At 34.0% G+C, this 15,645-nt stretch carries 13 protein-coding genes; 5 read left to right on the top strand and 8 right to left on the bottom strand.

Annotation, left to right across the window (positions count from 1 at the left end; all coding sequences use genetic code 11):
* The 5 genes from istA to J7E77_RS30970 form a co-directional block, all read right to left on the bottom strand.
* Positions 1 to 903 (bottom strand): IS21 family transposase (gene istA / locus J7E77_RS27950; protein ID WP_214718598.1); only part of this gene is annotated, 903 nt, incomplete at its 3' end.
* Positions 904 to 1,123: 220 nt separating this feature from the next.
* Complete coding sequence (locus J7E77_RS27945) at positions 1,124 to 2,443, bottom strand: UDP-glucose dehydrogenase family protein (RefSeq protein WP_214718596.1); 1,320 nt, start codon at positions 2,441 to 2,443, stop codon at positions 1,124 to 1,126.
* Positions 2,444 to 3,528: 1,085 nt separating this feature from the next.
* Complete coding sequence (locus J7E77_RS27940) at positions 3,529 to 4,548, bottom strand: glycosyltransferase family 2 protein (RefSeq protein ID WP_214718594.1); 1,020 nt, start codon at positions 4,546 to 4,548, stop codon at positions 3,529 to 3,531.
* Positions 4,549 to 4,639: 91 nt separating this feature from the next.
* Positions 4,640 to 5,569, bottom strand: coding sequence for a glycosyltransferase family 2 protein (locus J7E77_RS27935; RefSeq protein WP_214718592.1), 930 nt, complete (start codon positions 5,567 to 5,569; stop codon positions 4,640 to 4,642).
* 666 nt (positions 5,570 to 6,235) lie between these two features.
* On the bottom strand, positions 6,236 to 6,586 hold the full coding sequence (locus J7E77_RS30970) for an NAD-dependent epimerase/dehydratase family protein (protein WP_251028220.1): 351 nt from the start codon (positions 6,584 to 6,586) through the stop codon (positions 6,236 to 6,238).
* Between the two features lie 905 nt (positions 6,587 to 7,491).
* Here J7E77_RS30970 and J7E77_RS27925 point away from each other — a divergent pair.
* The 4 genes from J7E77_RS27925 to J7E77_RS27910 all read left to right on the top strand — a co-directional run bounded on the left by J7E77_RS27925 (position 7,492) and on the right by J7E77_RS27910 (position 10,695).
* Positions 7,492 to 8,517: a glycosyltransferase family 2 protein gene (locus J7E77_RS27925; protein WP_214718591.1), complete on the top strand. Its 1,026-nt coding sequence runs from the start codon at positions 7,492 to 7,494 to the stop codon at positions 8,515 to 8,517.
* Positions 8,518 to 8,531: 14 nt separating this feature from the next.
* On the top strand, positions 8,532 to 9,563 hold the full coding sequence (locus J7E77_RS27920) for a glycosyltransferase family 2 protein (protein ID WP_214718589.1): 1,032 nt from the start codon (positions 8,532 to 8,534) through the stop codon (positions 9,561 to 9,563).
* 99 nt (positions 9,564 to 9,662) lie between these two features.
* Positions 9,663 to 9,983 (top strand): glycosyltransferase family 2 protein, encoded by a 321-nt coding sequence (locus tag J7E77_RS27915; RefSeq protein WP_214718587.1) that lies wholly within the window; start codon positions 9,663 to 9,665, stop codon positions 9,981 to 9,983.
* 412 nt (positions 9,984 to 10,395) lie between these two features.
* Positions 10,396 to 10,695 (top strand): hypothetical protein, encoded by a 300-nt coding sequence (locus J7E77_RS27910; RefSeq protein WP_214718585.1) that lies wholly within the window; start codon positions 10,396 to 10,398, stop codon positions 10,693 to 10,695.
* Positions 10,696 to 10,992: 297 nt separating this feature from the next.
* Here J7E77_RS27910 and J7E77_RS27905 read toward each other — a convergent pair whose 3' ends face one another.
* From J7E77_RS27905 to J7E77_RS27895, 3 genes are all read right to left on the bottom strand, one after another.
* A complete protein-coding gene (locus J7E77_RS27905; RefSeq protein WP_214718583.1) occupies positions 10,993 to 11,907 on the bottom strand; it encodes an NAD-dependent epimerase/dehydratase family protein in 915 nt (304 codons plus the stop codon).
* A 321-nt stretch (positions 11,908 to 12,228) separates the two neighbouring features.
* Entirely contained in the window at positions 12,229 to 13,110 is an 882-nt protein-coding gene (gene rfbA / locus J7E77_RS27900) for a glucose-1-phosphate thymidylyltransferase RfbA (RefSeq protein ID WP_214718600.1), read from the bottom strand.
* Between the two features lie 321 nt (positions 13,111 to 13,431).
* The gene (locus tag J7E77_RS27895; protein ID WP_214718581.1) at positions 13,432 to 14,391 is read right to left on the bottom strand and encodes a GDP-mannose 4,6-dehydratase; all 960 of its coding nucleotides are present in this window, start codon (positions 14,389 to 14,391) and stop codon (positions 13,432 to 13,434) included.
* 631 nt (positions 14,392 to 15,022) lie between these two features.
* On the opposite strand from J7E77_RS27895, the gene J7E77_RS27890 reads away from it, so the two are divergent.
* Positions 15,023 to 15,645: hypothetical protein (locus J7E77_RS27890; protein ID WP_214718580.1), on the top strand; the 623-nt coding region annotated here is incomplete at its 3' end.

The following is a 15,645-nucleotide window of genomic DNA, read 5'->3' as shown; positions in this document are numbered from 1 at the left end:
GTTTAGTGTTGACAATCCACTTCGACTGGTCTTTTTTTTTGTAGTGTTGTGTATTTTATAGTTACCTGTCCGATTTAACCATTCCCATCCTTGTTCATTCCAAGAATCTATATTGTGGAATACTCTATGTTTAGCGAAATTGTGCTTGATAAAACCTACCACATTTTCAATCCTACCTTTACTTTCTGGATCAGCTTTTCGACAAACCCGAAGGTTTAGCTTCCTGGTATCTTTATACTGCTGAAACTCCTTTGTTAGAATTAAATCTCCACCATTTTCACTTACTACTATCAAACTATCCTGGTCATAAACCAATTCCCTAGAGATACCCTCAAACCATTTGAATGCATTTTCATGTGCTCTAATGACATCTTCTGTTGTAAAAGGTCTATCTAACCATTCTTTGTATTTGTATCTGGAATTAGATAAAACAAATGCAATAAAGCTGAGCTTGACTTCCTTATTATTTATGGTTCTTTGTTTTGTGAAACCAAAATCAACTTGAATCTGTTCTCCCATAGGTGAATCAGGGATAGCTTCATAGTCTCTTGGTGATGTCTCTTTGGCTATCTTATATTCATTACGTAAATCTTGAACATAGGCACGGACAGTGCTTTCACCTATTTCTAGTGATTTATATCTTTCCTGCAACCAATCTTGTACTTGTGCAGCTGACATATCAGGATGTTCCGTCAACCAATATAAAATTAATTCCTTATAAGGGTCTAACTTCTTCCTTCTTGTTTGTAAGGATTCCACCCAATCAGACATTTCCGAAGGAGATCTTTTAAGATTTCGGTACACTGTTAATCTTGAAATCCCTAGCTTTTCTGCCACTTTGGATTTACTAAATCCTTTCTTAATTAACTGTTGTATTTCCATATACATTTCCCACTTATCCACCTTTTCTGTACCCTCCATTGATGTATGAATAAAGTTCATAAACATCTTACAATGGAGGAGCCCTGTGTTTTACTGGTATATTTGGGTAAATAAGTGTTTCTTCTTATCTAGCGAAAACTGTCTACTTTAGTTTAGCAGTCACAGCATACCGGGCATACCTAAACTAATTAACAAAAAGGAGATTTATCTGCTAGATTTTTTTTTGCAATTTTTTTAGAGGCTAGTTTGGAATATTGAAAATACTTGCTCTGCCAATTGAATGGTACTCTATAGGATATTGTTTTACACTTTCTAATGCATAACTGTTTCGACCATCAAAAATGACAGGCTCATTCATTAAATTTATAAATTTATCTAATGGAAAATCAATGAATTCTTTCCAATCTGTTAAAATGAAAACCACATCGGCATCTTTAAGTACTTCTTCCATGTTTTCACCATACCAGACTTTTGGATCCAATATTTTTTTTGCATTTTCAATTGCGATCGGATCATAAGCAAAAACGTCTGCACCATAATCAATTAATTGTTCTGAAATATATATACTAGCCGATTCACGAACATCATCTGTATTTGGCTTAAAGGAAAGTCCTAATAATGCGCATTTCGTTCCTTTTAAACTTCCAAACCGTTCTTTTGCTTTCTCAAGAAGTAGCAGCTGTTGCTTTTTGTTTACCTCAATAACAGAGTTTAAGATTTTAAAAGAGTAATTCACATTTTCTGCCAATCGAACTAGAGCGATGGAATCTTTAGGAAAGCACGACCCGCCGTATCCGATTCCAGCCTCTAAAAATCTTGGACCGATACGAGAGTCTTGTCCCATTCCATAAGCAACATCTTCTACATTAGCACCAATTCTCTCACAAATTATAGCAATTTCATTAATAAAGCTAATTTTCGTTGCTAAAAAAGCATTTGATGCATACTTAATCATTTCAGCACTACGAATATCCGTCTTAAATATGGGAACATTAAATGGTTGGTAAATTTCTTCCATTATTATAGCAGCATGATCTTGATTCGTTCCAATAACTGTACGATCATTATGGAAAGTATCGTAAATTGCAAATCCTTCACGTAAAAATTCTGGATTAGAAACAATATCAACCCGGACATTTTCTTTTAAATTTTTTTGAATAATGGAATGAACAAGTTCATTTGTTCCAACAGGAACGGTACTTTTTGTGACTACAATTACATCATGAGTAACATTCAGGGCTATATCTTTTGCTGCCTGCCTAATATATTTTAAATTAGCTGAACCATCAATATCTTGGGGGGTACCAACAGTGATATAAATGACTTCAGCTTTTTTTAACCCTTCGGTATAATCTGCTGTAAAGTGAAGTCGTCCATTTTTGATGTTTTTGGTCATTAATTCCTCTAAGCCCGGCTCATAAATAGGGGGAATTCCGGCTTTCATTTTTTTTACTTTTTCTTTATCTACATCAATGCAAATCACAGTATGTCCAATCTCAGCAAGACAAACACCGGTCACAAGACCGACATAACCTGTTCCTATAACAGCAATAATTCGCAATTATTATCGAACCTTTCTAGTTGTTTTTTGATTGTTATGGTGAACTAAGGCGGTGGGTTATCACCACTATATTTTGGAATTTAACGATTAGTGAATTTAAAAATAACAATACGACTTGTTATTATACGAATTTCTATTGATACATTTCTTTGGTTTGTTTTTCTGGAGCAGGGAAATCAACTGCGATCCATTCGACATTTTTATGTCGCAGTTCTTTAATTTCGGGTTTTCATGAACTGCAATAATTATTCACATGAAAAACAATCTTGAATAATAATTATTCAATTTTTTACAAAAGTTTTGGATTCAAAGTTACAGTATTATATTCAACCATGAATTATATTGATTATGCTTTAACCTATTTTTACTATTGAAAGTGATATCTTTCACATTCATTTTTGATTGACTTTTATGGAAGGCTGGGAGGCACAAAATTAGTATACAGGTACAGATTTTAAATTGCGTATGTTTACAGGAATACAAAGTTTGCTTCGAGTAATTGAATGACCGACCGACCAATAAAGTTATGCCTCGATAAATTAAGATTTATGCCTCGATAAATTAAGATATATGATTAAAAATTTTTGGGGAAAGTATGTCGATTAAGAAGTTATACTCTTTCAAATGATTAAAAAAAGAAAAAAGCCAAAAAGAATGCAATTTCGAGTAATATATCAACATAAGTTTAAAAATAAGCGTCGAGGAGTATGAGTGATAAATACCAAAAATGGCCAGAGCATAAAATCTTATGTCTTAATTGGATAACATTTTGGATGCGCTTGTTAAAGTAATAAGTTAACATATTCTGTTTCTTTATTATTAATGTTATGAAAGATTATCACAGTCAAAAATACTAGATAGTTCACCCAATGATTTATAATGAAGAAGGAAATAGCGGGTAAGAAAAGGGGACAGATAAGTTTTGAAAATGCTTAATCAAAATCACAAGCACAAGTTTCCCCTTTGTTTGGTTTTTTATGAAAATATAAAGATGTAATTTTATATTTCAATATACATTGTTTCATAGAGAGAGTTAGAAGTGTAACATGTTCTTAAATATCTTGGAATTATTTTTATGAATAGATTCAAATAAAGATCTTAAATAAATTCTTATTATACCCCATCCCCTTGTTTTCTAAATTCTTTATTATTTTTTTAGCATGAGGTCCATCAAATACTAGAATACCATTTATTTTTTTATCCATAAATTGTTGAAATGCTATATCTATATATTTATATAAATTTTCCTTGTTGTCATAGTTATACAGATATTCTAAAACAGTTATCAGCTTATTATTTTCAAGATTTTGATTAAAAGTATTACATGCTTTTTGTGTACCAAAAACAATAAAATTTGGTATTGAATCTTTATTTGAGTAACATTCTCTTACCAAATACTTTATAGCAATTAGATTTATTTCTTTATTTGTTAAAGCACTATTACTGCGGGATCGAGATGAAAAACGTATTCTGTAACGACATAATATTTCTGGGACATTTTCTATGGGTCCTAATTCAAGTAATTTCATGATTAAATCATAATCCTCGCAACATTTATAATTGCAATCATATCCTCCAGATTTTAATAAAGCTGCTTTTGAAATAGTGAGTGCAGAATGAACTACTGGACATCCGTTAAATTTTGCTCTGTTGATATCCTCTCTTGTAACCTTTGAATTGAACCAGTAATTAATACCCTTTTTCCATTCTTTGATACCTGGATTAATTTTATAATTTTCTTCCAAAAAAACTTTTACCAATGAACCTACAGCAACTAAATCAGAATTTAATTTTATAAAATTGATTTGCTTTTCAATTCTTTGAGGAAGACTTATATCATCAGAATCTTGCATTACAATCCAATCACCATTTGCTTTTTCCACTCCAAAATTACGTGCAAAGGCAACACCTTTATTTTTATCAAAATGGAAGACCTTTACGCGATGGTCATTAATTTGATCAAGAATTTCTTTTGTACCATCCAATGAACCATCATTGACAATAATTAATTCAAAGTCTTTATACGTCTGATTTAATATACTATCAATTGCATATTTTACAAAAGATTCACCATTATACACCGTAATTAAAACAGATACTTTCATTAAATCACCTCCGATTAAATAGAATCATTTTTGTATTTTCAAATTGTATGTCTGACATTCAGTTCCTTCAGATTGGTATATCCTCTTATAATCAATTACTGTGTCTACGTTTTTTTCCTTTTTTAGTCATTTCACCATTATTTCTAGCTAAAGACTCACAATAATTTAATAAGTTGCTAATTGCACTAACTTCATTGTGGGTAGTATACTTTAAATCCAATGGATGTGTACAAAACGATAAATTCATTGGAACATAGGTTTCATCATGCTGTAGAATTGCGTCTATACTTATGTTGAAGTTATTCTTTTTAAGTTGATTAAAGAGATCATACCAGTGGAAATTGTCACCTTCATTATACGTATGGGATGCGAGGGTATTAAGCCACCCAACAGATATTTTTGATTTTAGATGTTCTAAAGAGCGATAGGGAAAATGTCTTAATTTTAGTTGTTGTAGTACCTCCTTTTCTACATTATCTTTATTTAAAAATAGATAATGGTTACCACCAGAAATAGTAGCAGAGTAGGTTTCCCAAATTTCTTTTGAAACAACTACTTTTGGCCAATAATCTTTTATAGGACTTGCAAAAGTGATTCTTTTTGGTATGAACAGCTCGCTTTCATTTAGATGGATAGGGAAATAAGTGTACTCCCTTTCAAGATAAAAAACTTTTATAGTTGATAATTGGTCAACTAATTCTCGAGGGTTGTCAGAATAATTAGGAGCTATTAAAAACTCATCCACGTCTAATGGGAAAATTAAATCTGGATTGAACTGATTTAAGGTGTAGTTGATTAACTCTGTTGTTTTTGGTCCCTGGACATACTCCAGTGTATTATCTTGTCTCAAATATACAGAAAGACCTTCTGATTGTAATTGGGTAATTATATCAACCGTACGATCTGTGCTCCCATTATCTAAGAGTACAATGCCATCGAAAATATTAAGATGATATCGAATAAATGATTCTATAATATCTGCTTCATTTTTAACCATACATACACAAAATACTTTTTTCATTTCCTGCTCCTTAAAATTTATTTTACTTGGTGGTCAATCTAATTTATTCATTTCCAGATCCGTTAGTGTGGGCGTACTTTATTTTTTTAATAGGGTGTAATATCTATATTCTGAGTGGGGAACTAACTTAAAAAGCAATTGTTAAGTCTTTAGGAAAGGAAAAATCAGTTGAGTAAAGTGATTGTAATTGGAAAGCAGAAAAGCTGTTATAATTATGCAGAAAATGTGGCATTTAGAGGGTTACATGTTGCTAATGTATTTCATACAAGCATTAACACATGATCAGGGCTGCAGTAAAATCTTGTGAAGCAGAAGGTATTATTTTACTTCGAAAAATGAAAAATCAAATAAATTCTGCCACTATTTTTAGAAGAAGCGACTGAAATGGAATAAGGAATATTTTATTATATTTAATGTTTTGGATTAAAAAATAACGCCCGGACAAAATCAACCGGGCAATGAAAGTAAAGTCATATTTTACGATTTATTAAGATTTAGCTTCAACCTGTATTGCCGAATTGTTTCCTTCAATCCATCTTCCAAAGAAACCGTTGGACGCCAGCCTAAAAGTGCTTTTCATTTATCGATCACCGGTCTTCTGACCTTTGGATCATCTTGAGAAAGTGGATGTGGTGATCCTGCTGGTTGAGTTAGCTAAAGCCTTTATCAAATGGGCCACTTCTCCACAGGATTACCGATATTAATAATCTCTACGTTTGCCTCATCCTTTTCCATCAAAAGCTTTAAGCCTCTTATGGTATCGGTCACATAACAAAACGAGCGTGTTTGTGTTCCATCTCCATAAACTGTAATATCGTCTCCTTTTAATGCTTCAGTGACAAAATTTGTAATAACTCTGCCGTCATCATTGGAAATCTTAGCATTATTTTTTCTAGTCAATTCCATCAAATTCTTCGTGCCAATCGTATTCACATTAATGGTATCAAAAGGAGTTGCCTGATTTCGACGTGGAAATTGTTGGGCGTGTGGGTTTACCACTAGCCCTGAGTATGGCAAAAAAGGGACTTAAGGTAAATTGGTTTTGATATCAATTAAGAGATTATTAATGCATTATACAATAAGACAATGTCTTTCCGTGAAAAGGGTTATGGTGACTTAATTTGGGAGGTAAATATTGAAACAACAATTGACAAGAGTCGCCTTCGCAAAGTGGAGAATATAATTATTACAGTTGGGACCCTCTCCTGACCCAAATTGAGTCGGATTCATCGTGGGGTCGAAAACCACTGAATATACTAGAGCACTATTGGAAAAGAACACAGAAACTTGTTGTTGGTAAGGATTTTTTTCTAAACTTTGTCCAGAACGAATTACAAAGGGCAAGGCCATGGAGGAGTTGGAGCAGCTGCCGGAAAGCGCTGGATGTGAGGATGAAACGAGCTTTCAAATGTCCGCTAAAATTATTTCGCCATCTAAATACAGATACCCACCGAACAAACTACATTTCTGCCGAGTTAACGAAGTTACAAACATGAGCAAACAATAGATCTAAAGGATAAAACGATTTTCTTACTAGATACATGATTAAAAAAATACAGATGATACTCGGGACAGCCTGGTACCAAAAGTATATCGCTGATTCAGAAGCGAACCGAAAGCAGAGTGTTTTTGTTATATTGACGATTTCAAATATGGGCTTCAAATATGTTGTGAAAAAGCAAGCTGGAATAAAGTATATATTAATGAAATAACATGGAGAATATAACAATTCTTGAATTGATTAAACGTATTGCTAGCTATCTAAAATCTAAATGTTCATAATCAGCCATTACTGAGGGAACGACAAGAAGATGTCCGGATATCAGTAAGTTGCGCCGTTATTTTGATCTGAAAGTTTCAATAAATGAAGGATTAGTTAAGAAACTTGAAAGTTAGTCTGTGAAAAGAGGTTGTGAGGTAGGATGAATATCAAATATAGCGTTGTAATTCCTGTATATAATCGGAAAGAACAGTTACTTCTCACGCTAACTGCTTTCGAGAAACAAACCTATCCAAGGGGAAACTTTGAAGTCATTGTTGTGAATGATGGTTCTACGGATCATTTAGAAGAGTTTCTGAAAGATTATAGTTGTCCATTTAATTTTATCTATAGAAATATAGATTCACGTAAAGGTCCTGCAGCAGCGAGAAATTTAGGAGTTAAGGAAGCAAATGGAGAATACATTATTTTTTGCGATCCTGACTTTATAGTCTGTCCAAACTTTATAGAAATTCATGATCTCTATCATGGACGTTATAAACGAAGCGTGGTATCTGGAACTCCCCAATGTTTCAAAGGAGTATATACACATTATTATCCCCAATTTAAGGAGTGGGAGAAAAGAAGATGCTATGATGTACTCTCTAAATCAGGTCTATGGAAAGATGAATATCTGCAATCCCATAATTTAGTAGAAATTATTACCCAGCAAGATATAAGAGAAAATTTTTCCAATCTTTATCAGGTAATGTCAAGCTTGGATCAATTTTCTGAAAAAATGAAGACGGAATATACAAAAACAGATGTGGCACCATGGATTCTGTTTATTACACGCTGTGTTTCCTTGAAGAAAAAGTATATTTTAAAAATAGGTGGATTTGATGAAAATTTTCCCAGGGGTGAGGATTGGGAACTTGGTTATCGACTGCATAAACTATTAGGTCTCTCTTTTATTCCGATCAAAGAAACTGTAGGTTATCATCAAGAACATCCCTCAAGTTTTCGTTTAGAAGAAAATCGAAAATATTTATTTCAGAAACACGGGACTGAAGACCCAGAATTATCATTGTTGACAGTTTGGAAGGTGTGGGATGATGTACATCATTATAAAAATACACTACGCTTAATTCAAAAGTTTTACAAAAAATCAGAACAGTATAGGGATGTTTCTCACTGTTTAAAATTGGCATGTCGAAAAGCTGTGAATAGTAAGTACTTTTCATCATAAGGGCGGAATCAAAAATGAAATTTAGTATTATTATTCCAACATACAATAGGATTAAACAGTTGCTTCTCACGTTAGCCGCTTTTGAAAAGCAAACTTATCCTAAGGATGAATTTGAAGTATTAGTTATTGATGATGGGTCCACAGATAATACACTAGAGATTTTAAGCAATTACGATGCACCTTATAACCTTCGCTATTTTACTTTAAGCTCTAGAAATGGCCCTGGTGTGGCTAGAAATTTGGGGATACGTCAGGCAAGAGGAACCTATGTTATATTTTGTGATGCAGATTTCTTGGTATTACAGAATTTTATTGAGACCCATGATTTATACCATGCTAAACACCAAAATGCTGTTATATCAGGTATGCCAAATTGTTATAAAGGAGTTTACACTCAATTCTTTCCGGATTTTTCAGAATGGGAAAAAGGTGCGGCACGGTCAGTATTACAGCAATTTCAGCTTTGGGATGATGGTTATTTAAAATCAAAGGATATTGTGGAAATTATTACACAGGAGGATATCCGGAATAATTTTGGAAAAATAAATCAAGTGATGTTCAACTGGGAATTCATTTCCAATAAAAATAAAGCCGCTTTCTTACAGACAAATATCGCACCCTGGCTGTTATTTATCACTCGATGTGTATCGGTGGAAAAAACGGTTTTGGAGCAGCAGGGAGGGTTTGACGAGCGATTAGGAACTGGTGAGGATTGGGAATTGGGGTACCGTATATATAAACAGGGACTTTCTTTTGTCAGCATTAATGAAACAGTTGGATATCATCAGGAGCATCCTAGTGGGTATAGAAACTATGTAAAAGAAGAACCTTTCAGCAAAATTCTTCTCGAAAAGTTTGGAAAAAAAGATCCGGAGTTGCTGTTGCTAACTTTATGGGATTCTTCAGATGAGCTATGGAGGAATATAGGTGTCTATAAAAATACCTTGGCCATAGTGAACGAGAAAAAAGATTCCCTAAAGCATAAAGATATAGTTAAATCTTTATTAAAAGCTTGTAAGATTGCTTCTTCGAGATGGTTGAAATGAAATGGAATAAGAATAATTTGTATACCCAACAGTTAGAGTAAATCAAGGAGGAAGTCCATAAACTCTTAAATCGTATCAATTATAGTGGGAGGATCTTATATGTTGTTTTCTGTTGTCATGGCCGTTTATAACGGGGAGGAATATTTAAAAGAAGCCATAGACAGTATACTGCATCAAACATACAAGGACTTTGAATTTATTATTGTAAACGATGGTTCTTCATATAAAACTAGGGAAATATTAAATTTAATTGAAGATAATCGAGTTAGAGTTATTCATTTAGAAGTAAACAAGGGACTTGCAAATGCTCTGAATATGGGAATACAGAATGCAAATGGAGAATGGATTGTCAGGCAGGATGCTGATCATGTGAGTTATCCCCATAGAATAATTGAACAGGCGCAATCACATAAAATCTAATCCTGAGTCATTCTCTTAGGTAGTCACATCAAGTGCTTCTCAGGCAGGCCATCGGTTTCTAAAAATATATTAAAAATAGTGGAAAATTATCATAATGGTTTAGTAAACAGGGCAGACCTGAGAAAGGGAGCGTTTTAACGGATGTCCATTATCTCATGGGAGCTGTACTTTCTTAAAAGAAGCATTTTTCCGGGCAGGGCAATATGATCCAAAATATGAAATTGTGCAGGATTATGATTTATGGCTGAGAATGTTTGAATTAGGCGAGGTCGACATAGTTCCCCAAGTACAAGTATCGATGAGGAGCGATTCTCTGTCTCATAATAATAATTTAAATTTTGGTTACGAGTTGAATGTCATCTCTCTTAAATAAATACGAAAACAGTTCTTCCGGGATCATAAGGAGAAACCTGTGTTTTTAGTAATGGGACCCCACAAAGCGAGGGGAAATTTCATTAAAAATATTTACCCAAATGTTGAAATCAAATTATATGATTATGTTTATAAAAAGCTAGTAGACTATTGCGATGAAGCTTATCAATTATTCCAAGAGGGTAAAATACACGGAATTATTGTAATGGGGCATAGAGGTGATCATAAGATTGTGGATCTTTTACAAACGAAAGGCGTGGAATTTAATCAAAATTTATTTAAACTTACTAACTTCATTGTAAAAGATGTCTATTTCATCGCTCTTGAAATATGTGGGTGAAATAACATTACCGGTTAAACATATTTTTTTTCAAGAGGGCCTGAATCAGTAAAAACTTTGGCAAGCTTTATTTGTCTTGCTTAAAATTTTAAAATACTGATAAATATTTTAGGAGTAAAGGAATTAATAAAAAATTAAGAGGGGGCTCGCCCCCACTTAATATGATATTTGTGATTTTTATGATTGTTTTCAAAAATATTCTTAAATTTAATAAAGCTTAATAACATTTGAAACAATTGTTAGACAGACTCACGTACAGTTTTATAAGGGGGAAGCCATTAGCGTGGTTTCTCTTTTTTAATTATGTTTCTGGCAGAGTTGTTGAATGCCTTCTTTGAGGTTGATTTTGGGAGACCATCCCAAGGAACTTAATTTGTTAATCGATAATACGTTGAAACCGAGTTCCCCTGTTTTAGCTTTTGTATAAACTGGGGGTTTTGCACCACGATATAGTCGATAGATCAAGGTAAGAAGATCATTTAATGATGTTCCTTTGCCTGTTCCAACGTTGAAAGTTTCTTGTACCTGAGATTCCAATTGGCTAACCAGTATATTAGCAGCCACAACATCACTCACATGAATATAATCACGAATTTGCTCCCCATCGCCATACACAATGGGAGGCAAACCGTTTCGTAAACGGTTTGCAAATATAGAAACTACTCCAGATTCTGATGCAGGATTTTGCCTTAATCCATACACGTTTGAATAACGCAAAATGATTGATTGAAAACCGTATTGTTTTGCGTAGAAGTCAACATAAAATTCAGATGCAAGTTTGTTAATACCGTATGGTGATACTGGTTTAGTTTTAAAAGTTTCAGGCAAAGCTATTTCTGGAGTTTCACCGTAAACAGTACCGCCAGAAGAAGCGAATATAAATTTTTTTATCCCAACTTCGCCTGCTGCTTGAAGCAAACGAATTGTCCCCAGCAAGTTCGTTTCTACATCATAAATAGGATTGCTGACTGAAGATCTGACATTTACTTGTGCGGCCTGGTGGTTTATAATATCCGGTTTTTCTTTATGCAAACAATCTGCGAGTGTATTATCCAAAAGAGACATATTGATAAGACGGGCCTCTGGATTTAGATTAGACAAAGATCCAGTTGAAAGATTATCCAGTATAACAACTTCATACCCGTTATGAATATATTGGTCCACAAGATGTGACCCAATGAAACCTAATCCCCCTGTAACGAGAACTTTCAATTTTCTTCACCCTCTGTTAATTCTTTATACTTAAAAATTGTTTCCCTAATTTTATAAATAGTTGTTTAAGAAAGGCTGGGTACCGTCGGCCCAATGTTGAAGGAAAATACGGTTTTCTCTGTCCTTGTCCACTTGGTTGTGCATAGTTAGTTTACGGTTATTTTTGATCATTCAATAAAGATGTCATAATTTTCATTTTCAACTGCCATTTATTTAATATAGAAAGTTTTGGATAGTAAGAGAGTTTATTTGTAGGAATGTAAAGGAGGATCTGCCTAAATTAATATAGAAGGAGAAAGCAGTAAGAATTAATTTTTTCATTTAGAATAGATCTTTATTTTTTGTTGCAATCTTCATCAAGTATTTTCCATAATCAGTTTTAAGGAGCGGAGAGGCTAATGAAAATAACTGCTCTTCCGTAATAAATCCCTTCTTAAAAGCTACTTCCTCTATGCATCCAATTTTAATATTTAAGTTTTCTTCTAATTCTTTTACACATTGTGATGCTTCAAACAATGAACTATGAGTACCGGAATCAATACAAGTAAATCCTTCTTCCAAAACTTCAACATCCAGCTCGTCCATAAATAAATAGCTCTTGTTAATATCGGTAATTTCCAATTCTCCTCGTTCGGATGGTTTTAAATTTTTTGCTATTTCTACAACCCGGTTGTCATAAAAATACAATCCTATTACTGCGTAGTTGGATTTTGGATTTTTCGGTTTCTCTTCAATGGAAATAGCGTTGCCTCTTTGATCAAATTCTACCACTCCAAACCTTATGGGATCATTTACGTAATACCCAAAAATGGTAGCACCTGTTTTCTTAGTCATTGATTTTTGTAGTAGCTCTGTTAGACCATTTCCAAAAAGGATATTATCACCCAATATTAATGCAACATTATCATCGCCAATAAATTGCTCTCCGATAATAAAAGCCTGTGCAATCCCTTTTGGTGATGGCTCCACTTCATAACATATCGAAATCCCTAAGTCTGATCCATTTCCTAATAACTTCATAAATCTTAATTTATCTTGGGGAGTTGTTACAATTAATATTTCACGTAAACCTGCCTCCATTAAAATTGAAAGGGGGTAATATATCATCGGTTTATCATAGACAGGTAAAAGCGATTTTGAAATAACTTTTGTTAAAGGACTAAGTCGTGATCCACTGCCCCCAGCAATTATAATTCCTTTCAACTTTTTACTCCTTTCTTTGATGGAACTTCCTAGCCTGTTTGCCTTAATCATACTTGATAGCTTTTTTAGTAATCAAAGCTTTTATTTACCATATAAAATTCTTTGCCTCTTTATGGTATGCAATTAAAAGAAATTTGATTAGGACTTCATCATTACTAGGGGGAATTTGGCTATTTCCCCAAAAATGTGGTCAATTAAACCCATTTCCAAAGATATAGGTAAGAAATTATATGCACCAAGAGCGTTGAATGACTTTGTCTGAAAGAAAAATAAGCCCGGACAAAATCAACCGGGCAATGAAATTAAAGTCTTATTTTAGAATTACTTAAGATTTAGCTTCAACCTGTACTGACGAATTGTTTCCTTCAATCCATCTTCCAAAGAAACCGTGGGACTCCAGCCTAAAAGTGCTTTTCCTTTTTCGATCACAGGTCTTCTAACTTTCGGATCATCTTGTGGAAGTGGATGGAATGTGATCGTGCTAGTTGAGTTAGCTAAAGCCTTTATCAAATGTGCCACGTTTAAAATAGAGTATTCCACAGGATTACCGATATTAATAATCTCTCCGTTTGCCTCATCCTTTTCCATCAAAAGCTTTAAGCCTCTTATGGTATCGGTCACATAACTGAACGAGCGTGTTTGTGTTCCATCACCATAAACTGTAATATCGTCTCCTTTTAATGCTTGAGTGACAAAATTTGAAATAACTCTGCCGTCATCATTGGCAAGTCCAGCCGAATAGGTATTAAAGATACGGGCAACTTTGACCTTTGTTTGATATTGCTTATAGAACTCATAACAAAGCACTTCACCAAGACGCTTTGACTCATCATAACACGCTCTAGGCCCCCATGTATTGACATTCCCCCTGTAGGTTTCAGGCTGTGGATGAACTTCCGGATCACCATAAGCCTCGCTTGTACTGGTATAAACCATCTTAGCATTGTTTTTTCTGGCTAATTCCAGCATATTCTTCGTGCCAATCGTATTCACATTAATGGTATCGAAAGGGGCTGCCAGATAATATTTCGGGGAAGCAGGGGAAGCTAAATGATAGATTTCCGAGATATTTTGTATAGCAGGATGGGTAGCAACTAATGGGGAACAAACATCTATATTTATAAAAGTAAAGCGGTCTTCCGGCAGATTTGTTAAATTAGTCATTTTTCCGGATGATAGGTTATCAATTCCCACCAATATATTACCATCATCCAGTAAATCCTTTGCCAGATGAGATCCGAGAAAACCAGCAACACCGGTAATTAACACTTTCTTCTTCATGACTCACCTCTCGTTTTTAAGTTCACTAACATACTATGTAAATAGGAAAGAATGGAATAGGTGAAAAGGAGGGATAGAGTACATGATTTCAGTGGTTACATGCACTTCCAGGTAAGTACATGGCAGAAAATTTGATTGCCAACTTTAAAGGCAAGCGTAAAAAAGAAAGAGCAAGTTGTGATTTTTAAAAAAATGATATTAATGTTTTACCAAATGGAGGTGATATTCGTGTATATGGTATGGGTGGGGGAACACATTAGCATAATGCTTGAACTTTGGTGACAGTCTTAGGCGGTATAATGTAATTGCAAAATTTGATGACGATGGGTATTATTCCACTGATTATTTATTGATCTCCTTATTGCTGTTAACAAACATTGTCCAAAAAGAAATTTTGTAATGCAACATATTTGTTTTGAAAGAATTTGTAAAATTGAAATTCAAAAAATTTCCTGTGTGTATTTCCTAATTTAGAATGGGCTGCTTATTTATTTATTTAATGAACCTTCATCCGTGTAAGAAATAGAATATGAATATGTATATTTTTAAATTAATGGAAAGGAAGGTTTGTGTCCAAGCGAAAAGATTTACTATTAAAAGAAAAATGTTCTCAAAGAGGTGAATTACAGGTATGGCCTTATTTAACCCTACAGAAGGGGAAACTATATCAGGTTTCATAAAAGTAACTCAAAGTAATAAGCGTCCAAGTAATGTTATAATTACAGTAGGTAATTACGGTACTACCGGAGAAATTGGAGCCATCTGTTTCAATACAAAGAACACAGGAACGATTTATCTTCTGCCTCCGGGCGAAGGTTCAGAAACAGATATTAATGCAAGGCTAGACATGGACACTGTTGAACCAAAATGTTTTGGAAATTACCAAGCATTAATTACAGATCTTACCCCCCATCGAATCCTTCCTGGTCATTGTCAACATTTTGAACTTAGTTCTCCTTCATTTCCGTTAACTGAAGCTCAATTTTCACAACAAGCTAATGGATTATATTTTGAAAATTTGCCGGATGGATACGGCGTTTGTTTACCTGGGATATTTGATGTTTATTTTAAATCTAGTGAAACCGAGATGGAAACGGAGACCGAAATAGAGACCGAAACCGAAACGGAGACCGAGACTGAAACTGAAACTGAAACTGAAACGGAAACTGAAACGGAAACGGAAACTGAAACTGAAACGGAAACTGAAACGGAAACCGAGACGGAGACCGAAACAGAGACCGAAACGGAAACGGA

The sequence above is a fragment of the Bacillus sp. ISL-77 genome (genome assembly GCF_018613105.1).
The sequence above is the reverse complement of the archived record's forward strand: the minus strand, read 5'-3'. Positions and strand labels throughout refer to the sequence as shown.

Bases quoted from the DNA above. Each gene is read 5' to 3' on its own strand.
- J7E77_RS27940 (WP_214718594.1), bottom strand. From the start codon at position 4,548: ATGAAAGTATCTGTTTTAATTACGGTGTATAATGGTGAATCTTTTGTA.
- J7E77_RS27935 (WP_214718592.1), bottom strand. From the start codon at position 5,569: ATGAAAAAAGTATTTTGTGTATGTATGGTTAAAAATGAAGCAGATATT.
- J7E77_RS27925 (WP_214718591.1), top strand. From the start codon at position 7,492: ATGAATATCAAATATAGCGTTGTAATTCCTGTATATAATCGGAAAGAA.
- J7E77_RS27920 (WP_214718589.1), top strand. From the start codon at position 8,532: ATGAAATTTAGTATTATTATTCCAACATACAATAGGATTAAACAGTTG.
- J7E77_RS27915 (WP_214718587.1), top strand. From the start codon at position 9,663: ATGTTGTTTTCTGTTGTCATGGCCGTTTATAACGGGGAGGAATATTTA.
- J7E77_RS27895 (WP_214718581.1), bottom strand. From the start codon at position 14,391: ATGAAGAAGAAAGTGTTAATTACCGGTGTTGCTGGTTTTCTCGGATCT.